General features: G+C 60.2%; 21 protein-coding genes. 7 read left to right on the top strand and 14 right to left on the bottom strand.

Translation table 11 applies throughout. The features are described 5' to 3' along the window. Positions 1 to 71: 71 nt before the first annotated feature. The 3 genes from GIW48_RS09665 to GIW48_RS09655 all read left to right on the top strand — a co-directional run bounded on the left by GIW48_RS09665 (position 72) and on the right by GIW48_RS09655 (position 3,999). Positions 72 to 1,322, top strand: coding sequence for an OprD family porin (locus GIW48_RS09665; protein ID WP_236460231.1), 1,251 nt, complete (start codon positions 72 to 74; stop codon positions 1,320 to 1,322). 83 nt (positions 1,323 to 1,405) lie between these two features. Further along, positions 1,406 to 2,293, top strand: coding sequence for a polysaccharide deacetylase family protein (locus GIW48_RS09660; protein WP_017137240.1), 888 nt, complete (start codon positions 1,406 to 1,408; stop codon positions 2,291 to 2,293). A 110-nt stretch (positions 2,294 to 2,403) separates the two neighbouring features. Next, on the top strand, positions 2,404 to 3,999 hold the full coding sequence (locus GIW48_RS09655; protein ID WP_169985442.1) for a M91 family zinc metallopeptidase: 1,596 nt from the start codon (positions 2,404 to 2,406) through the stop codon (positions 3,997 to 3,999). A 27-nt stretch (positions 4,000 to 4,026) separates the two neighbouring features. Here the strand turns inward: GIW48_RS09655 and pcaC are convergent, their stop codons facing one another. The 11 genes from pcaC to pcaR all read right to left on the bottom strand — a co-directional run bounded on the left by pcaC (position 4,027) and on the right by pcaR (position 15,096). Continuing rightward, a complete protein-coding gene (pcaC, locus tag GIW48_RS09650; RefSeq protein WP_017137238.1) occupies positions 4,027 to 4,425 on the bottom strand; it encodes a 4-carboxymuconolactone decarboxylase in 399 nt (132 codons plus the stop codon). A gap of 245 nt (positions 4,426 to 4,670) precedes the next feature. Next, on the bottom strand, positions 4,671 to 5,462 hold the full coding sequence (gene pcaD, locus GIW48_RS09645; protein ID WP_017137237.1) for a 3-oxoadipate enol-lactonase: 792 nt from the start codon (positions 5,460 to 5,462) through the stop codon (positions 4,671 to 4,673). A gap of 10 nt (positions 5,463 to 5,472) precedes the next feature. Then, the gene (locus GIW48_RS09640; protein WP_236460230.1) at positions 5,473 to 6,837 is read right to left on the bottom strand and encodes a 3-carboxy-cis,cis-muconate cycloisomerase; all 1,365 of its coding nucleotides are present in this window, start codon (positions 6,835 to 6,837) and stop codon (positions 5,473 to 5,475) included. A 9-nt stretch (positions 6,838 to 6,846) separates the two neighbouring features. Next, complete coding sequence (locus tag GIW48_RS09635; protein WP_236460229.1) at positions 6,847 to 8,142, bottom strand: MFS family transporter; 1,296 nt, start codon at positions 8,140 to 8,142, stop codon at positions 6,847 to 6,849. Positions 8,143 to 8,331: 189 nt separating this feature from the next. After that, positions 8,332 to 8,898 carry a protocatechuate 3,4-dioxygenase subunit alpha gene (pcaG, locus tag GIW48_RS09630; RefSeq protein ID WP_056857459.1) on the bottom strand — a complete coding sequence of 189 codons (567 nt, stop codon included), beginning with the start codon at positions 8,896 to 8,898 and terminating at the stop codon, positions 8,332 to 8,334. 1 nt (position 8,899) lies between these two features. Continuing rightward, on the bottom strand, positions 8,900 to 9,604 hold the full coding sequence (pcaH, locus tag GIW48_RS09625; RefSeq protein ID WP_017137233.1) for a protocatechuate 3,4-dioxygenase subunit beta: 705 nt from the start codon (positions 9,602 to 9,604) through the stop codon (positions 8,900 to 8,902). A gap of 17 nt (positions 9,605 to 9,621) precedes the next feature. Beyond that, on the bottom strand, positions 9,622 to 10,824 hold the full coding sequence (gene pcaF / locus GIW48_RS09620) for a 3-oxoadipyl-CoA thiolase (RefSeq protein ID WP_169985849.1): 1,203 nt from the start codon (positions 10,822 to 10,824) through the stop codon (positions 9,622 to 9,624). Further along, positions 10,821 to 11,600 carry a CoA-transferase subunit beta gene (locus GIW48_RS09615; RefSeq protein WP_017137231.1) on the bottom strand — a complete coding sequence of 260 codons (780 nt, stop codon included), beginning with the start codon at positions 11,598 to 11,600 and terminating at the stop codon, positions 10,821 to 10,823. The genes pcaF and GIW48_RS09615 overlap by 4 nt, the downstream gene beginning before the upstream one ends. Next, positions 11,600 to 12,457 carry a CoA transferase subunit A gene (locus tag GIW48_RS09610; RefSeq protein WP_017137230.1) on the bottom strand — a complete coding sequence of 286 codons (858 nt, stop codon included), beginning with the start codon at positions 12,455 to 12,457 and terminating at the stop codon, positions 11,600 to 11,602. Before GIW48_RS09610 ends, GIW48_RS09615 begins: the two co-directional genes overlap by 1 nt. 311 nt (positions 12,458 to 12,768) lie before the next feature. Further along, complete coding sequence (locus GIW48_RS09605; protein ID WP_017137229.1) at positions 12,769 to 14,109, bottom strand: MFS transporter; 1,341 nt, start codon at positions 14,107 to 14,109, stop codon at positions 12,769 to 12,771. Positions 14,110 to 14,253: 144 nt separating this feature from the next. Continuing rightward, positions 14,254 to 15,096 carry a pca regulon transcriptional regulator PcaR gene (gene pcaR, locus GIW48_RS09600; RefSeq protein WP_017137228.1) on the bottom strand — a complete coding sequence of 281 codons (843 nt, stop codon included), beginning with the start codon at positions 15,094 to 15,096 and terminating at the stop codon, positions 14,254 to 14,256. On the opposite strand from pcaR, the gene GIW48_RS09595 reads away from it, so the two are divergent. The 3 genes from GIW48_RS09595 (at position 15,085) to GIW48_RS09585 (ending at position 17,617) form a co-directional block, all read left to right on the top strand. After that, positions 15,085 to 15,306: a hypothetical protein gene (locus GIW48_RS09595; protein ID WP_157786502.1), complete on the top strand. Its 222-nt coding sequence runs from the start codon at positions 15,085 to 15,087 to the stop codon at positions 15,304 to 15,306. The two genes, pcaR and GIW48_RS09595, sit on opposite strands and share 12 nt — an antisense overlap. A 295-nt stretch (positions 15,307 to 15,601) precedes the next feature. Then, positions 15,602 to 15,802 carry a hypothetical protein gene (locus tag GIW48_RS09590; protein ID WP_003189295.1) on the top strand — a complete coding sequence of 67 codons (201 nt, stop codon included), beginning with the start codon at positions 15,602 to 15,604 and terminating at the stop codon, positions 15,800 to 15,802. A gap of 339 nt (positions 15,803 to 16,141) precedes the next feature. Further along, a complete protein-coding gene (locus GIW48_RS09585) occupies positions 16,142 to 17,617 on the top strand; it encodes an inorganic phosphate transporter (protein WP_017137227.1) in 1,476 nt (491 codons plus the stop codon). A 198-nt stretch (positions 17,618 to 17,815) separates the two neighbouring features. On the opposite strand, the gene ccoM is transcribed toward GIW48_RS09585, so the two are convergent. From ccoM to GIW48_RS09575, 3 genes are all read right to left on the bottom strand, one after another. Beyond that, the gene (gene ccoM / locus GIW48_RS29750; RefSeq protein WP_017137226.1) at positions 17,816 to 17,932 is read right to left on the bottom strand and encodes a cytochrome c oxidase subunit CcoM; all 117 of its coding nucleotides are present in this window, start codon (positions 17,930 to 17,932) and stop codon (positions 17,816 to 17,818) included. 143 nt (positions 17,933 to 18,075) lie between these two features. Then, complete coding sequence (locus tag GIW48_RS09580) at positions 18,076 to 18,237, bottom strand: hypothetical protein (RefSeq protein WP_017137225.1); 162 nt, start codon at positions 18,235 to 18,237, stop codon at positions 18,076 to 18,078. Positions 18,238 to 18,338: 101 nt separating this feature from the next. Next, positions 18,339 to 18,824: a lipocalin-like domain-containing protein gene (locus GIW48_RS09575; RefSeq protein WP_236460228.1), complete on the bottom strand. Its 486-nt coding sequence runs from the start codon at positions 18,822 to 18,824 to the stop codon at positions 18,339 to 18,341. Positions 18,825 to 18,982: 158 nt separating this feature from the next. Here GIW48_RS09575 and GIW48_RS09570 point away from each other — a divergent pair, with 158 nt between their 5' ends. Continuing rightward, positions 18,983 to 19,855: a LysR substrate-binding domain-containing protein gene (locus GIW48_RS09570; RefSeq protein ID WP_236460227.1), complete on the top strand. Its 873-nt coding sequence runs from the start codon at positions 18,983 to 18,985 to the stop codon at positions 19,853 to 19,855. The last annotated feature ends 1 nt before the right edge of the window (position 19,856 follow it).

Genomic DNA, 19,856 nt, shown 5'->3' with positions numbered 1-19,856 from the left:
TTCATCGCCCCCGCACCGCCCCGCACCATGGCCGGCACCTGCATAAACCCAATAACAACAGGTCCAACACCATGAGCACGTTCCGCCCGCGCCAGCTATTGCTGGCAACTGCTGTCGCCAGCCTTGCCCTGCCCGTCGCCGCCGAAGAACACGGCTTTCTCGAAGACGCCAGCGCCAACCTCAACCTGCGCAACTTCTTCTTCAACCGCAATTACACCAACCCGACCAAAACCCAGGGTGGCGCGCAGGAGTGGACGCAGAGTTTTATCCTCGATGCCCGCTCCGGCTTCACCCAGGGCACGGTGGGTTTCGGTGTGGATGTATTGGGCATGTACTCGCAAAAGCTCGATGGCGGGCGCGGCACCGGCGGCACCCAGCTATTGCCGCTGGACCGCGACGGCCGCCCGGCGGATAACTTCGGGCGTCTTGGGGTCGCGTTCAAGGCGCGAATCTCCAAGACCGAAGTCAAGGTCGGCGAGTGGATGCCAGTGCTACCGATTTTGCGTTCGGACGACGGCCGCTCCCTGCCGCAAACCTTGCGTGGCGGGCAGATCACTTCCAGGGAAATCGACGGCCTGACCCTCTACGGCGGCCAGTTCCGCGCCAACAGCCCGCGCGACGACAGCAGCATGACCGACATGTCGATGGTCGGTAAAACCGCCTTCACCTCCGACCGCTTCAACTTCCAGGGCGGTGAATACGCCTTCAACGACAAACGCACCCAGATCGGTGTGTGGAATGCCCAGCTCAAGGACATCTACAGCCAGCAATACATCAACTTGATCCACAGCCAACCCATAGGCGACTGGACCCTGGGCGCCAACCTCGGGTTTTTCTACGGCAAGGACGACGGCAGCGCCCGCGCAGGCGAGCTGGACAACAAGACCTGGTCCGGCCTTTTCTCCGCCCGTTACGGCGGCAACACCTTCTATGTCGGCCTGCAAAAACTCACCGGCAACAGTGCCTGGATGCGCGTCAACGGCACCAGCGGCGGCACCCTGGCCAATGACAGCTACAACGCAAGCTACGACAACGCCCAGGAAAAGTCCTGGCAAGTGCGCCACGACTACAACTTCGCCGCGCTCGGCATACCGGGCCTGACCTTGATGAACCGTTATATCAGCGGTAGCAACGTGCATACGGGCACCATTACTGATGGTAAGGAGTGGGGCCGCGAGAGTGAAGTGGGCTATACGGTGCAAAGCGGCACCTTCAGGAACCTCAATGTGCGCTGGCGCAATTCCACGATGCGTCGTGATTACAGCAACAACGAATTTGATGAGAACCGGTTGATCGTCAGCTACCCGATAAGTCTGCTGTAAACCAGCGTCGGACTTACTGTATGGTGCGCGCCTGCCGCTGCTGATCCGCCCAGCAGCGGCCTCTATTCGAGCGCATGCACACCATGAAATTCTTCGCCATGCTGGTCCTGGCTCTGAGCCTTTGCGGCTGCATCGGCGCACCTGTCGTCCTGACGCCGCAGACGGCGCAACGCTTGCAGGCTCAGGCGCCCATCCGCTTTTTGTTGACCTTCGATGACGGCCCCAGCGCCTCGGGTTATAACAACCCCAGCCGGTCAGTGATGGCCGATTTGCTGCACAACCCGATACTGCCGGGCATCAAGGCGGTATTTTTCCTGCAGACCGAAGCGTCCCGCTCCGGTGGCAGCCTGCGGGGTCGCAAGACCATGGAGCGCGAATACGCCGCCGGGCATGTGTTGGCCTTTCACACAGCCACGGCGTTTCACACCAACCACCGTTGGCTCAATGACGCCGAGCTGGAAAGCACCCTCACCGAGGGCGCAGCCGACATTGCGTCGATCACTGGCACTGCGCCCACGCTGGTACGCCCACCCTTCTGGAACTACGACCGGCGCACCTTCGCCGCCTACCAGCGCCACGGCATGCATGTGCTGCTGACTGACCTGAGTGCCAATGACGGAAAAATCTGGGGTTTCAATGGCAGCCCACGCCGGCGAGCGAACTTGTATCGGCAACTGTCTGTGGTGCGCGAACGCATTGCTCTGGGCGAACTGCCAACGGTGGACGGCGTGATACCCGTGGTGGTGACCTTCCACGATATCAACCGTTACACCGCGCGACACATGCAGGAGTACTTGCAAATCCTGATGGACAGCGCTCGGATCAATGGCATGAAGGTCGCAGCCGAGCCGTTCTACACCGACCACGCCACGCTGGAACGCGCAGCGCTGGCACGCACAGTCAAGGATATGAATGAAGTAGTGCATCTGCCGGGGGTGTGGAACTGGGTGTGGGATGCGGACTCGCATTAGTCGCTCTGCGACGACCGGTTATATTTGCTGCTACTTGCGCTTGCCGCTCATGGGGAACTCAAGTTCACGCCGCCAACACACATAGGGACGTCAATAAAAAAGAGAATCCCATGAACGTCACTTCGCCATCGCTTAATCAGCATTCGATTGCCCTCCCGGATACAACGCCAACAGCATCGCAAGCGCCCATTGAGATCAGTGCCCGGCGTTCCTACTACGTGGGGCGCGACAGACCGATAGATTTTCTATACCTATCCTCGCATTCCAAACTCACTCCCGATCAGCATCCGCTGGACAGTACCCAAAAAAAATACATCAACACCGACGTATTGCGACACGACAAGCACGTGAAGTTCTACCAGGAAATCGCCTACATGAGCGAAAACGGCAAGCCGATAGGCTCGTCCTCCAACGAACTTGTAATCGAGACCGGTAACCGTGCCGACAAGGTAACCATTAAAAAAGGCCCGGGTCATAGTCTGATCGCGACCATCAACAATAAGCCCTATCAACTGAACCTGCTGACGTCCCCTGACGGCAGTGAATCGCAACCCTTACGCATCAGGACCAACGGGGGCGACGATTGTGTTCTGATCGATCCTGAAGTTAAAAACGCCATTCGCATCGAGCTCGGCGCCGGCAATGATTACGCGCGTGCCGGCGCAGGAGACACCCGCCTCTATGGCGGTGCGGGAGACGATATGCTCAAGCTTGGGAGCGGCGACGGCATCGCATTCGGTAACGATGGCAATGACGTGTTGATCGCCGGCACCGGGAACGGTGTCCTGAAAGGCAACAATGGCAATGACCGTATGCAGGCAGGAAAAGGCTCGGCTGATCGTCGCCTGTTCATGGACGGCGGCGACGGTCACGACTTCATGATTGTCACGCGCAACGACACTCAAATCCCGACAGTCCTGCACGGTGGCAAAGGTGAAAACCTGATCGTCACAAATGGCCCCGCCACAATTTACACCGGGCGCGACAAAAACATCGTCAGGTCTGATAACGACAATACCGTCATCTACGCCAAACCGTCGGACGAGGTTCATCGTACCCCGGGCTCCCAGCGCGTTCACACGCAACACAGCGAGGTGGGCAAAAGTGGCTATGTGATTGAGGGCTCTGCCGAGTTCGTACAAAACGTAGAAGACGATATGGAGCTGCTAAGAATATCCCGGCAAGGCAAGAGAATGCTCGGTACTGCCGACGCCGCGGCTCAGCGGAATGATTCCCCGGTACGCATTACTGAATTGACGGAGGACAACGGCAGCTACTACTTCAGTAATGCGGCCATTCGCAACCACCTCGAAGCAGGTCACTCTATGGATACGCTGGCACCTGCGGCCCAAGGCTTCATCACACACCAACAAGCTGGCGCCGTCGCAACGGGTGCGCAGATACAATACAACCCCTCGTATTCGCTGGATGCAGACAGCGCACCCGTCAACGCCCTCTATCACGAAATGGCCCACGCCTATAATGGCGCCTCGGGAACGTTCCTCGCAGGCAGCACCGCCATACCGGAGAACCCCGACGGTGAACCCAATGATGAACGGCAAGCCGTAGGACTGTTTACCGTTGCTCAGCCATTTAATTTTGTAGGTCACCCCGCGACCGAACCGAGTACAACAAACCCCAAGCCGTTTTCCGAAAATGGGTTTCGAGAGGAGATGCGCCGTCCGTTACGCACTACCTACACCTGAGGGGTATTGAGCGAGGGAGTGGGTTGATCAAACCGACTCCCGTGACTCGACGCCCAGCTCATCCCACACCGACTCGGCCAAGTGGAACGTCGCATTGGCTGCCGGTATCCCGCAGTAGATCGCGCTCTGCATCAGCACTTCCTTGATCTCGGCGCGTGTCACGCCGTTGCTGGCGGCGGCACGCAGGTGAAGTTTTAATTCTTCACTACGATTCATGCCGATCAACATGGCGATGGTGATCAGGCTGCGGGTATGCCGAGGCAGGCCGGGGCGGGTCCAGATATCACCCCAGGCGTGGCGGGTGATCATTTCCTGGAACTCGCTGTTGAACTCGGTCAGGGCATTGAGGCTGCGGTCGACATGGGCATCGCCCAGCACTTCGCGACGCACTTGCAGGCCATCGGCATAACGTTGTTTCTCGTCCACAAAAACTCCTTAAACATTTGATAGAAGCTCGAACACGTGTGGCGAGCAGGCTTGCCCTGCGCTGGGGCGCGAAGCGGCCCCAAAACCTGGCGATGCGGTTCATCGGGAAGAACGCGGTGGCTGTATCAGGGCCGCTTCGCCGCCCAACGCAGGGCAAGCCTGCTCGCCACAACAAGCCTGTCTGTCACAACAAGCCTGCTATACAGAACACGTCAGCTCTCCAGAACAAGCTCGCTGCCACAGGTTTAATCAGCCAACAGGAACGCCAGCACGCGGTCGCTGAACGCGGCGCCGGCCTGTACGTTGGACAGGTGCGCCGCGTAGAACTCGGCGTACTCGGCGCCCTTGATCTGATTCTGGATAAAGCGGCTGCCGGCCGGCGGCGTAACGGCATCTTCGGTGCCGGCAATCGCCAGGGTCGGCACTTGGATCGTGGACAGTTGCTCGCGCAAATCCGCATCGCGTACGGCTGCGCAGTTGGCGGCGTAACCTTGGGGCGACGTGGCGGCAAGCATGTCGGTAATCTGCTGGGCCTGGTGCGGGTTGGCGGCGGCGAAATCGGCGGTAAACCAGCGTGCAATCGACGCATCGCGCAGCGCTACCATGGCCGCCGCACCGTCACGCAAAACCATCTCGATTCGCGGGTTCCAGATCTCCGGCGTGCCGATCCTGGCGGCGGTGTTGCACACCACCAGGCGCAGCAGGCGATCACCTGCGTGGATGCCCAGCCATTGGCCGATCAGGCCGCCCATGGACAGCCCGCAAAAATGCGCACGCTGAATATCCAGCGCATCGAGCAACGCAATCACATCGCGACCCAGCTGCTCGATGCTGTACGGCCCTTCGGTGACCAGGGATTTGCCATGGCCACGGGTATCGAAACGCAGTACGCGAAAGTGCTGGGTGAAGGCCGGGATCTGGATGTCCCACATATGCAGGTCGGTGCCCAACGAGTTGGACAACACCAGCACCGGCGCGCCCTCAGGCCCGTCCAGTTGGTAATGCAATGGGCCTTCGGCCAGTTGTACAAATGCCACGGCGGTCTCCTTACGCAGTCAAAGCAAAATGGTCGGTCACCGCACGGGTAACCCAGGTTTGAGCCTGGCCCAAGTAGTGGGCCGGATCGAGCAGGCGGTCCAGTTCCACCGCCGACAACTCGGCGGTGACCTGTGCTTCGTCCGCCAGAACCGCGCGCAGATGTCGCCGTTCGGCGACGGCGCGTTTACAACATTGCTCCAATAGATGGTGAGCGGTCTCGCGGCCCAGGCGTTGGGCAAGCACGATACTCACGGCTTCGGCCAGCACCAGCCCTTGGGTCAGGTCGAGGTTGTGCGCCATGCGCTCGGGGTCGACCTCCAAGCCTTGGCTCACCAACAGCGCCTGTTTCAAGGCACCGGACACCAGCCGACAAATCTCTGGCAGGGTTTCCCACTCGGCGTGCCACAGGCCCAGGCTGCGCTCATGCTCCTGGGGCATGGCGCTGAACATCGTCGCCACCAGCCCCGGCACGCGGGTGGCAGCGCTGATCAACACGGCGGCGCCCACCGGGTTGCGCTTGTGCGGCATGGTCGATGAGCCGCCCTTGCCCGGCGCAGACGGCTCGAACACTTCCGCCGCTTCGGTCTGCATCAGCAGGCTGAGGTCGCGCCCCAGTTTGCCAAGGCTGCCGGCGATCAGGCCAAGCACACTGGCAAACTCCACCAGCCGATCACGTTGGGTGTGCCAGGGTTGCTCGGGCAAGCCCAGTTGCAACTCAACCGCCAAGGCGTGCGCCACCGGCATGGCGTGCTCACCGAGTGCCGCCAGGGTGCCGGACGCGCCACCGAACTGCAGCACCAACAAGCGCGGCTTCAGCTCGGCCAGGCGCTGGCGACTGCGCGTCACCGCGCCCAGCCACCCGGCAATTTTCATCCCCAGCGTGACCGGCGTCGCATGCTGCAGCCAGGTCCGCCCAGCCAAAGGTACGTCGGCATAACGCTGGGCCTGGGCAGCAAGCACCTCGCCCAATTGCGCCAGGTCTGCTTCAATCAGCGCCAACGCCTGGCGCAGTTGCAGCACCAGCCCGGTGTCCATCACATCCTGGCTGGTCGCGCCCAGGTGCACGTAACGCTCGGCACCGGCATCTTCAGCGGCAATCAACTTGCCCAAGGCCTTCACCAGCGGAATTGCCGAATTCCCCGCCGAGGCAATCGCCTCGCCCAGGGCATCCACATCGTAAAGCGAAGCCAGGCACGCCTGGGCAATCGGTGCGACGGCGGCTTGCGGAATCAGCCCGACCCGGGCCTCGGCCCGGGCCAGCGCCGCTTCGAAATCCAGCATGCCCTGCAAACGTCCCTGGTCGCAGAACACCTCGGCCATGCTGTCAGCGGTGAAGTAAGCGTCGAACAGTTGATTGCTCGTGCGCAGTGTCATAACTCATCCCTAGAGGTCGTGATGTAGATAAGCCGCCTGTTTGGGCAGACGCAGGCTGAACAGGAAAGCGACCGCCATCATCGCGGTGACGTACCAGTAAAAGGTATTTTCCATGCCAATGGATTTCAGGCTCAACGCAACGACTTCGGCCGAACCACCAAAAATCGCATTCGCCACCGCATACGCCAGGCCCACACCCAGTGCGCGCACCTGCGGCGGGAACATCTCGGCTTTGACCAGGCCGCTGATCGAGGTGTAGAAGCTGACGATCGCCAAGGCCAGGGTGATCAGCACAAAGGCCAGGAACGGACTGGTGACGGTTTTCAAGGTCAGCAGGATCGGCACGGTGAACAGCGTGCCCAGGCCTGCGAACCAGAGCATCGAATTACGTCGACCGATCTTGTCCGCCAGCATGCCGAACAGCGGCTGCATGCACATGTACAGGAACAGCGCGCCGGTCATGATGTAGCTCGACGTCTTGGCGTGCATGCCCACGGTATTCACCAGGTATTTCTGCATGTACGTGGTAAAGGTGTAGAAAATCAGCGAGCCACCGGCGGTGTAGCCCAACACGGTGATGAACGCTTTGCCGTGGTCGCGGAACAACGCGACGATGCTGCCGGCATCTTTGTCTTCACGCATTTCCTTGCTGGTGGTTTCTTTCAAGGTGCGACGCAGCAGCAGGGAGATCACCGCAGCAATGGCGCCGATCACGAACGGAATCCGCCAGCCCCAGGCGCGCAGTTCTTCTTCAGTCAGGATCTGTTGCAGGATCACCACCACCAGCACCGCCAGCAATTGGCCGCCGATCAGGGTCACGTATTGGAATGAGGCAAAAAAGCCGCGCTGGCCCTTGAGTGCCACTTCACTCATGTAGGTCGCCGTGGTGCCATATTCGCCCCCCACCGACAGGCCCTGGAACAGGCGCGCCACCAGCAGCAAGGCCGGCGCCCAGGCGCCGATATCTTTGTAGGTGGGCAAAAAGGCGATGACCAGCGAACCGGCGCACATCATCAGCACCGAGATCATCATCGAGTTTTTACGCCCGTGCTTGTCGGCCACTCGGCCAAACAGCCAGCCACCGATGGGGCGCATCAGGAATCCGGCAGCAAACACCCCGGCGGTGTTGAGCAACTGGACCGTGGGATCGTCCGAGGGGAAAAACGCCGGGGCAAAATAAATCGCGCAGAAGGCATAGACGTAGAAGTCGAACCATTCGACCAGGTTGCCGGAGGAGGCCCCGACAATCGCAAAAATCCGTTTGCTGCGTTCTTCTCCGGTGTAGTGACTCGTTTTTGTTGTCATGTTTTTTTACTCAGTGGGAACGGTTATAGCCTAGACATACTTTGCAACAACCATGTTCCGCAAGCAGACTTTTGCATAGGTGCGGCCTTGAGGGCGCCATCGCAGGCAAGCCAGCTCCCACCTTTGAACCTGTTCACCGTTCAAAATGTGGGAGCCGGGCTTGCCCGCGATGGCGCCCGCCAGCTCAACTCAATAATCGAAGAACACCGTCTCCTTGTCTGTGCCCTGCAAAATCACATTCCACTGATGCACACCCTGCGCATCCGGCTTGGCAATCAACGTAGCGCGACGCTCCGCAGGCACACACGCCAGCAACGGGTCATCGCTATTCAACGCTTCGCCATCGAAATAGATCCGCGTCAGCAGGTGCTTGACCAAACCACGGGCAAACACCAGCACCACCAGATGCGGCGCCTGGGTCGTGCCTTGCAGGCCCGGCACACTGCCCGGCTTGATGGTGGTAAACCGAAAGCGGCCTTCGGCATCCACCGGCACCCGGCCAAACCCTTCAAAGTTGGGATCGACGGCCTTAGCCTGCTCGTCTTCGGGGTGGTCGTACTTGCCGGCGGCATTGGCTTGCCAGACTTCCAGCATGGCGTCGTTGACGACATCACCGTTGCCGTCCACCACCTGCCCGCTGATTGCCACGCGCTCGCCCAAGGTGGCCGGCACGGTCAGGTCTTCGCGGTTCAGCCAGGTCAGGCCGATGTGGTAATACGGCCCGACGGTGTGGGACGTGGTCGCATTGAGGGTCATCTCATTTCTCCATCGGCGTGGCGTCGCGGCCGCGCAAAACGATGTCCCAGCGATAGCCGAGGGCATAGGACGGAATGGTTTTTTCCAGATCAAAACGCGCGATCAGACGCTGCTTGGCGCTGGTGTCCGGCACACAGTTGTAGATCGGGTCGTATTCCAGCAGCGGGTCACCGGGGAAATACATCTGCGTGACCAGCCGCGTCAGTACGCTGGGGCCAAACAGCGAGAAGTGGATATGCGCCGGGCGCCACGCGTTGTGGTGGTTGCCCCACGGGTAGGCGCCGGGCTTGATGGTCTGGAACTGATACCAGCCGTCGGCGTCGGTGACGGTGCGGCCGGTGCCGGTAAAGTTCGGGTCCAGCGGCGCATCGTGCAGGTCGCGCTTGTGGTTATAGCGACCGGCGGCGTTGGCCTGCCAGATCTCCACCAGAATGCCCGGCACCGGCAGGCCGTTTTCATCCAGCACACGGCCGTGGATGATGATGCGTTCGCCCTGGGGCTCGCCTTCGTGCTGGGCGGTGAGGTCGTTGTCCTTCTCGTTGATCCGCTCGGCGCCGATGGTCGGGCCGGTGATTTCCGACAAGGAGTGCGGCAGAAACACCAATGGCTGGGACGGCGAACGCAGGTTCGTCGACTGGTAGGCCGGGTGCAGGTAATCAGGTTGGGTGCCCGCTTGCGGGCGCCGGTAACCGGGCTTGTCACTCATGGAGCAATCCTCTCTTATCAGATGCGTTCAATCGCCAGGGCCAGGCCTTGGCCGACGCCCACACACATGGTCGCCAGGCCTTTGCGGCCGCCGGTTTTCTCCAACTGATGCAGTGCCGTCAGCACCAACCGCGCGCCGCTCATGCCCAACGGGTGGCCAAGGGCGATGGCGCCGCCGTTCGGGTTGACCTGCGCGGCATCGTCGGCGATCCCCAGTTCACGCAGCACCGCCAGGCCTTGGCTGGCGAAGGCTTCGTTGAGTTCGATCACGTCAAAGTCGGTGACCGCCAAACCAAGGCGCTCCACCAGTTTGCGCACCGCCGGCACCGGGCCGATGCCCATTACACGCGGCGCAACGCCGGCGCTGGCCATGCCCAGTACGCGAGCGCGGGCGGTGAGGCCGTGCTTTTTGACCGCTTCGGCAGACGCCAGAATCAGCGCCGCCGCACCGTCATTCACGCCCGACGCATTGCCGGCGGTGACGGTTTTATCCGGGCCATTGACCGGCTTGAGTTTGGCCAGGGCCTCCAGGGTGGTGTCGCGTGGATGCTCGTCGTGCTCCACCACGGTTTCGCCTTTTTTATGGGCGACGCGCACCGGCACGATTTCTTCAGCAAAGAACCCGGCGGCTTGCGCGGCGGCGGTGCGTTGCTGGCTGCGCAGGGCGAAGGCGTCCTGATCGGCGCGGGACACGTTGTAGTCGTCGGCGACGTTATCGGCCGTTTGCGGCATCGCATCCACGCCGTATTGGGCCTTCATCAACGGGTTGATAAAACGCCAGCCGATGGTGGTGTCTTCCAGTTTCATGTTGCGCGAAAACGCCGCGTCAGCCTTGCCCATCACGAACGGCGCACGGGACATCGACTCGACGCCACCGGCAATCGCCAGCTCCATTTCGCCGCTGGCGATGGCGCGGAAGGCCGTGCCGATCGCGTCCATGCCCGAGGCGCACAGGCGGTTGAGGGTCACGCCCGGAATGCTTTGCGGCAAGCCCGCCAACAGCAACGCCATACGCGCGACGTTGCGGTTGTCTTCACCGGCCTGGTTGGCGCAACCAAGGAACACTTCGTCGACCGCGCTCCAGTCCACCGACGGGTTGCGCTCGATCAGTGCCTTGATTGGCAAAGCTGCCAAGTCATCGGCGCGCACCGTGGACAAGCCACCGCCGAAACGGCCGATGGGCGTGCGGATGGCATCACAAATAAAGACGTCGCGCATCAGGCTTCTCCCGGTGCTTGGCCGTGGGCGGCGGCAGTGCGCGCTTCGAGATCACGCAGCGCGGTCAGCTCCACCTCGGTCGGCTCGGCGGTGGTGCTTACGTGGTCGGCAAAACGAATTGCCCAACCGGTGGCTGCCACCACTTGCTCGCGGGTTACGCCAGGGTGCAAGGCGGTGACCACAAACTCATGGCTGCCCTCCTCCGGCTCCATGATGCACAGGTCGGTAATAATCCCTACAGGGCCGGCGCCAGGCAGGCCCAGGCGCTTGCGTGAGTCACCGCCTTCGCCGTGGCCGACCGAGGTGATGAAGTCCAGCTTGTCGACAAACGAACGCGCCGACTGCTTGAGGATGATCAACACGCTCTTGGCGGAACCGGCAATCTCCGGCGCGCCACCGGCACCCGGCAGGCGCACTTTGGGCTGGTGATAATCGCCCACCACGGTGGTGTTGATATTGCCGAAACGGTCGACCTGGGCGGCGCCGAGAAAGCCGACGTCGATGCGCCCGCCTTGCAGCCAGTAGCGAAAAATCTCACCGGTCGGCACGACCGTGTCGGCGGTTTCTGCCAGTTCGCCGTCACCGATCGACAGCGGCAATACGCTTGGCTTGGCGCCAATCGGGCCGGATTCGTAGATCAGCACCACGTCCGGCGACGAGGTCAGGCGTGCCAGGTTGGCGGCCTTGGAAGGCAAGCCGATACCGACAAAGCACACCGAGCCGTTCTTGAGGCGGCGCGCGGCGGCGACGGTCATCATTTCATTGGTCGAGTAAGCCATTACTTGGCCTCCTGCGCGTGGGCCAGCTTGGCCTGGAATTCACTGAAGTCAGCGGTGCCGTGGATGTATTCGTCGATCCACGCGGTAAAGGTCCCACGGTCGCGGGCGATCGGGTCCCACGCCTGATAGAAGCGGTTGTCGCGCTCGTTGTAGCCGTGGGCGTAGGACGGGTGCGCACCACCGGGTACATGGCACACCGCAGTCAAGGCCCAGGTCGGCAGTACGCAGCTGTTCATCGGTGCATTCAGGTCATCGACGATTTCTTCGACGGTGACGATGCAACGCTTGGCCGCCAGGGCCGCTTCCTTCTGCACACCGAGAATGCCCCAGAGCAGCACATTGCCCTTGCGGTCGGCCTTTTGTGCGTGGATCACGGTGATGTCCGGACGCACCGACGGCACGGCCGCCAGCACTTCGCCAGTGAATGGGCAGGTGACGGTTTTGATCAGCGGGTTGACCTTGGGCAGGTCGGAGCCGGCATAGGCGCGCAGCACTGCAAACGGCAGGCCCGAGGCTCCGGCAACGTAGGCATTGGCCAGGTCGGCGTGGCTGTGTTCTTCGATCTCCAGCGGCTGCGGCCATTGCTTTTCAACGGCGTCGCGCAGGCGATGCAGGGAACCCACGCCCGGGTTGCCGCCCCAGGAGAAAATCAACTTGCGCGCGCAGCCGGCACCGATCAACTGGTCGTAGATCAGGTCAGGCGTCATGCGCACCAGCGTCAGGTCTTTCTTGCCCTGACGAATGATTTCATGACCCGCTGCCGTAGGGATCAGATGGGTGAAGCCTTCGAGGGCGACGGTATCGCCGTCGTTCACGAAGCGCTTGACCGCATCACGCAGGGTGAGAATTTCAGCCATGGGGTTGGGCTCCCGGTGTTGATCGAAAAAGGCGCTGAGGTGGCGCCGAAGTGCTTGAAGATTAAGCCGGGCAAATGGACCAAACAATCCGATAATCGACTCAGCGTTCGATTATCGAACAGATTGTTGTCTAGCTAATCGTTTACGAAAACTCGCTCAGTCTGAGGGCCTGGCTTATGTGGGAGCTGGCTTGCCTGCGATTGCATCACCACGGTTTACCTGACAGACAGAGGTGTCTGCATCGCAGGCAAGCCAGCTCCCACACAAGCCAGCTCCCACGCAATTTAGCGCCCACTTGAATCGCGCGGGGATCAGGTAGCATCCGCATGGCTGACCATGCCCTTGATCACCACGGCAGCCGTGGCCAACGCCGCCGGAATCACCAGTGCCGTCAGCACTTGTTCGAAGTTCCAGCCCAGGCCCAGCAAGGTGGCGCCCATCCACGCGCCGAGGATCGCGCCGAAGCGACCGATGCCGAGCATCCACGACACACCGGTGGCGCGGCCCTGTGTCGGGTAGAAGCGCGCGGCCAGGGATGGCATGGCCGATTGCGCGCCGTTGACGCACATCCCGGCGATCAACACCAAGGTCGCCAGTACGGTGATATTGCCCAGGCTCTGCCCCACTGCGTAGGCAAACACCCCGGCCAACAGGTAGAAAGTACCGATGACCTTGTGGGGATTGAAGCGGTCCATTGCCCAGCCCACGCCGACCGCACTCAGCACGCCGCCGAACTGGAACAACGCGCCGATAAAGGCTGCCTGTTCCATACTGGCGCCGCTGTCGCGCATCAGGGTCGGCAGCCAACTGGTCAGCAGGTAAACAATCACCAGGCCCATAAAGTAGGTGAGCCACAGCAGCAGGGTGCCGGCGCTGTAGGTGCCGGAGAAGATCACCGCGAACACGTTGCGCGCCTTGACGGTTTTTTGCTCGGGCACGCTGAAGCTGCTCGCCTGGGCAACGATCGTAGGTTCGATAGGGGACAACGTCTTGCGCACCTTGTCGGTGCCACGGTTGCGCACCACCAGGTAACGCGCCGATTCCGGCAGCCATACCAATAGCACCACCGCCAAAATCAACGGCAGAATGCCGCCGATCAGCAGCAGGCTATGCCAGCCAAACGCCGGGATCAGCTTGGCCGAGATAAACCCGCCGCCGGCCATGCCCAGGTTGAAACCGCAGAACATGCTGGTCACCAGCAACGATTTGTGGCGCTCGGGGGTGTATTCGGACAGCAGCGTCGTGGCGTTCGGCATCCCTGCGCCCAGGCCCAGCCCGGTCAGGAAGCGCAACACCAGTAGCTGATCGACGTTGCTGCTGTAGGCCGAGGCCAGGCTGAATGCGCCAAACACCAACACCGCACTCACCAGCACCACTTTGCGGCCAAAACGGTCCGCCAGCGGGCCGGAACCGAGCGCACCAAACACCATGCCGATCAACGCGGCACTCATTACCGGGCCGAGGCTGGCGCGGTCGATGCCCCAGTCCTGGGACAGCGCAGGCGCAATAAAGCCCATGGCAGCGGTGTCGAGGCCATCGAGGAAGACAATCAGGAAACACAGGATTACCACACGCCACTGGTAACGCGAGAGTGGCTGGGCGTTGATAAAGGACTGCACGTCCAGGGTGGTACCGACAGAAGGCTGATTCATTATTTTTATTCCACACCGATGGCGGGCCAACGACCTGGGGTCGTCGTTATTATTGGGCGGCTCTTCAGAGCGCTGCCGCACAGTAATAAGTCGGGGGAAACAGCGTCAATTGATCAAGCCGGGATCTGTGCGGTCACCGAACACTTAGGCAAACAGTTGCGCACTCAACTCGCGGCTGGCGCTGAGCATGCTTGGCAAAAACCGCTGCTCCAGCTCGCTGCGGCTGACACGCCCGGCGTGGGTGCTGACATTGAGCGCGGCCAACACCTGGCCGGAAGCGTCGTACACCGGCACGGCGATGGAGCGCAAACCCTGCTCCAGCTCCTGATCGACGATGCACCAGCCTTGTTGACGCACTTGTTGCAGGCATTCGAACAAGGCTTCGGGCGTGGTCAGGGTGCGGCTGGTCTTGGTTTGCAGGTCGGCGTGGTCGAGATAGTCCTTGAGCGAGGCATCGTCCAGCGCCGCCAGGAGGATGCGCCCCATCGATGTGCAATACGCCGGCAAACGCCCGCCCACCGACAGGTCCACCGAGATCAGGCGCTGGGTGGTGGCCGAGCGGGCGATATAAAGGATGTCGTCGCCTTCCAGGGTCGCCATGTTGCAAGCCTCGTGCAATTGCTCGCTCATACGGTCCAGGTAAGGCTGGGCCGATACGGCCAATGGCGTGGAGGACAAATACGCATGCCCCAGGGTCAAGACTTTGGGCAGCAGCGAATAGGTGCGCCCATCGGTGGTGGCATAACCGAGCTTGATCAAGGTGTGCAGGCAACGGCGTACGGCGGCACGCGGGATTTCGGTGCGATGACTGATCTGGGCGATGGTCAGGTGGCGTTTGCGCTCCTGAAACGCCTGCACCACGGCCAGGCCGCGCGCCAGGGAGGTCATGAAGTCCGGATCACCGGTAAACGCCTGGATACGCTTGGCCGGTGAAGCCACGATCGGCGGCGCCACTGATGCGAAGGAGTTGCGCAATTGATCGTTCATTTCCAGGGTCCTTTCTCTTGTTTTCAACCGCAGGGAGGGTTGGCCGCCATTACAAGCCGTGCCGGCCGGGATGCACAAGGTTGCGCCCGCAACATCGGGCGATTATCGGACAGCCATGCGATTATCGCAATTTTGCCGATGGAACCCGACAGCCGGGTAGACCACTACAGTCATGCGCAAAACACGCAAATGACTCACACCGTCATGTAACAAAAGTCTCACACGAAGTTGACGCTTTTTAACTTAATGCTGATAGTTTTATCCAAATGCGCCGCTATAATGCAGCTTGTGCAGAGGTCAGCCCGATTTCATTATCATCGGGAGTGGAGCTCACGAGGCGATGCGCGTTACAGGCATCATCGGTCACACATACCTGTTTATAAGATCTGCCCTTTGGCCCTTTTTCAAACTTGAATGGTTCTACTGTTCAATTTTGAACAACCCGAGGACGACTTTCAGGCATGACGCTGCACCGTCAATACACTCAACTTAATTAGGTAACACTGTGACGAAAGACGAACTGCGCGCGGAACTTGAGCGCCAGGAACAACGTTACAAGGACGTTTACGGCGGGGAAGTCACCACCTACGCCGCGCAACCTGAACCCGAGCGCAAACCCTGGCGCAAACGGGCCAGTTTGCTGGATCAGGCATTTGCCCAGGAAATTCAAAAGATTGAACAGGAACTCAAGACCGAAGAGCCATAAGCCCTTCGCTCAGAGTTTCCAGGGTCTTGCTGTCTCTGCCGGCCCAGCGCCGGCGGAAGGCACCGTGCATTGGCTTGGCTCACCATTGGTCAGCGTCCTGCTGAAGCCAACGAAATTTCATACAAATGTTTCAGACATGACGTTTGCATGACAAATCCGTGTCTTTTCGGCCCCGCACTTTATAAATCAAAGACTTGCCAAAGCCCCGAAAACCCTGGGATGCGCCGCTTTGCCCGGTGTTTTTTCAGTGAAGATTGTTACCGATGAGCAGCTAATGCATCGATTACTGAGGTTTTCTGGCATAATCGCGCCCCCTTACGACCGGGTCAGAAAACCTTCATGATCGATTTATTCAGCGGACTGGATGCTTGGGTTCTAGTGAGCCTGTTGCTCGCCCTGGCCTTTGTCCTCGCCTTCGAGTTCATCAATGGCTTTCATGACACCGCTAACGCGGTGGCCACAGTCATCTACACCAAAGCCATGCCGCCGCACCTGGCCGTGTTCTTCTCCGGGGTGTTCAACTTCCTCGGCGTGTTGCTCGGTGGTGTCGGCGTCGCCTACGCCATCGTGCACTTGCTGCCGGTGGAGTTGTTGATCAATGTGAACACCGGCCATGGCCTGGCAATGGTCTTCTCTTTATTGGCAGCGGCGATCACCTGGAACCTGGGCACCTGGTACTTCGGTATCCCGGCCTCCAGCTCCCATACCTTGATCGGCTCGATCCTTGGTGTCGGCCTGGCCAATGCCCTGATCAACGACATCCCCTTGGCTGACGGTGTGAACTGGCAGAAAGCCATCGATATCGGTGCTTCCCTGGTGTTCTCGCCGATGGCCGGCTTCCTGGTCGCAGCTCTGGTGCTGATCGGCCTGAAATGGTGGCGCCCACTGTCGAAAATGCACAAGACCCCGGACCAGCGCCGCAAACTTGACGACAAGAAGCACCCACCGTTCTGGAACCGTCTGGTACTGGTGATCTCGGCCATGGCCGTGAGCTTCGTACACGGCTCCAATGATGGCCAGAAAGGCATCGGCCTGATCATGCTGGTGCTCATCGGTATCGTACCGGCGCAGTTCGTACTCGACCTGGGCAGCACCACTTACCAGATTGAACGTACTCGCGATGCCACCGTGCATTTGAGCCAGTTTTACGAGCGCAATAACGCCACGCTCGGCGAGTTCCTGGCACTGGGCAAAAGCGTGAAGGACGACCTGCCGGGCAAGTTCCGGTGCAACCCGCAGCAGACCGAGCCGACTATCAATGCCTTGATGGAAACCCTGAAAGGCGTTTCCGACTACCACTCGCTGACTGCCGAGCACCGCATTGAAGTGCGCCGCTACTTGCTGTGCCTGGACGACACCGCGAAGAAAGTCGGCAAGCTGCCGGGCCTGGATGCGCGTGAGAAGTCCGACCTGGACAAGCTGCGCAAAGACTTGACCGCCACCACCGAGTACGCCCCGTTCTGGGTGATCCTCGCCGTCGCACTGGCCCTGGGCCTGGGTACCATGGTGGGCTGGAAGCGTGTGGTACTGACCATCGGTGAGAAGATCGGCAAGCAGGGCATGACCTATGCCCAAGGCATGTCGGCACAGATCACCACGGCGAGCATGATTGGCCTGGCCAACATTTTCAGCCTGCCGGTTTCCACCACTCACGTACTGTCTTCAGGCGTGGCCGGCACCATGGTTGCCAATAAGAGCGGCCTGCAAGGCGGCACGGTGAAGACCATTCTGATGGCTTGGGTGTTGACCTTGCCGGCAACCGTGGGTCTGTCAGCCGGGTTGTTCTGGCTGGCCTCCAAGGCGCTGGGCAGTTGATAGCCAACCGTTGAAAAAGAAGGTGCGACCTCGATGAGGATCGCACCTTTTTTTATGCAACTACAGGTGCGGGACGCAGAGCGTCCTCGGCGGCATTCCCACGCGGAGCGTGGGAACGATCACATTAAATAGCAGGCAAAAAAAAGGGCGACCGAAGTCGCCCAAAATGCCTTGCGTGCTCATGTAACCCAGAAGAACTTACGGTTCTTTACGCTTATTAGCGTCCTTCCAGATAAAAATCCCAAACCCTACAAAAAACAGCACCATGAGGCTGACAGTCAGCACCCCGGCAAACACCACATTATCGAAAAACATGACCGGCCTCCTGCTCATGCCCTGTTGCGATAGGGCTAAGTTAATGGAGAAGGCGGAGTGGAAAATTGACCGGGATCAATGTCGCCCGCAACGGGGCTTAAAGAAGGGTAATAACTGACCTGCATCAACAAATGCAGGCTGTTTCAACGCTTTTTCGGCTTGTTCTTGGGTTTTTTCTTAACTTTGCCAAGCGGCATCGCCTGCTCAAATGCCTGGCGAACTTCATTCAGGCGCTTGTCATTCAAGTCATGCACACGTTTGGCACGTTCGGCATTCAGGTCAATCAGTTTGTCGTCTTCACTCATGGCTGGGCTTACGTCGTGGCGGGAATGGCTCAATAATGCGGCCTCTCCCGCTCGACGGCAAATGCCAGGGTGAAAATCCTCGTACTTCTCTTTCCTGGCGCTTATTTATCCCGCTCAAATGTAATGATGGAACGTGTAGTCCCCGGCCAATTCGGCATTTGGCGCCAGGGCGTCAGCACTTCCAGCGTATCGCCGCTGACCTGAAAATCGCGGCATTGCACCGTCCCCACCCACGCCGGATTCCAGGCAGAATCAACCTCTGTGCACCATTGATTGCCCTCGACCCGCTCAATACCGGTATAAGCCACCAGCGTATTCAACAGCGCTGATTTTTCAGCGTCGGAAGCGCCGGCTTTTCTTCCCTCACCGGTCAACACGAAAGCCACTCGATGATCCGCGGTAAAAATAACGCGCCCGGAAGGACGGCTGCCCATTGCCGGAATTTTCTCACGGGTATCCTGGGACTCGACCTGATAGCCGACCAGCTTCCAGGCCCCGACCAGCGGTGACTCATTCGCTGCTGCGCCCGCGCAAAGGCCCATTGAAACAGCCAACCCGATCACATTTGCCTTTATAGGGAGTTTCATCGCTCTACCGTCTCAAAAAAGACACAGAGCTTTGCGCACGGCTGCCCGGGGAGATGTAGGGCATATCCCCAAACTACGACAGGAGAATCTGCGGGCGACAAAAGGAAGCACATCGCCCAAAATCGACACTTCCCAACTTACCCTGTAGGCGCACTCAGTTGGCACTGCACAATGACCTTCCGCCGCTGCTGGCCCTGCGCGCTTTTGAGGCGGTGGCGCGGCACTTGAGTTTTATCAAGGCCGCCAATGAGTTGTCGGTTACCCAGAGCGCACTCAGCCACCAAGTGCAAAAGCTCGAACAGTATCTGGGCAAACCACTGTTTATCCGACGCACCCGCGCGATTGATCTGACCGCCGACGGCCAAGGTTACTACGACGAAATCCGCCCGGCCCTCGATATGATCGCCGCCGCCACCCGCGCGCAGAAAGTCGCCCCCACGACCACAATTTTGCGCGTGGGCCTGCTGGCCTCGTTTGCCACCCTGTGGCTGGCCCCGCGTCTGGCCGGGTTTCTCAACCGCTACCCGCATATCCAGGTGGAACTGCTGCCCGCGATTCAATTAGCCAACGTCGCCACCGCCGAGGTCGACCTGGCCATCCGCTATGGCAAGGGCGACTGGCCCGATGTACAGGCCACGCGTTTGATGGCGGAAGTCATTTCACCGGTGTGCAGCCCGGCCTTCAAGGCCAGCCAACTGCACAATGCGCCCTTGTTGATGGCCACCTCGCACCGCCCTTTCGAGTGGACGGATTGGTCGGCGCACTACCAGGTCAACCTCGACCACCATTCCCGCGTGCTGCTGCACGACTACAACATCGTGGTCGAAGCCGCCGTGGCTGGCCAAGGCATCGCCATGGGCCGTCACCGCCTGATAGAGCGCAGGCTCAAGGACGGCAGCCTGGTGGAAGCCTTTGACTGGCCGCCCTACCACAGTGAAATCGGTTACTGGCTGGTCGTGCCTCAAGGCCCTGCGAGCCAAGCGGTCGAATGCTTCAGTCAATGGTTGAAAGACACCTGCGCCGATGCATGAG

Source organism: Pseudomonas sp. PA-6-3C (assembly GCF_021605825.1).
Classification (GTDB): domain Bacteria; phylum Pseudomonadota; class Gammaproteobacteria; order Pseudomonadales; family Pseudomonadaceae; genus Aquipseudomonas; species Aquipseudomonas edaphica.
This window is presented reverse-complemented; position numbering and strand designations above follow the sequence as displayed.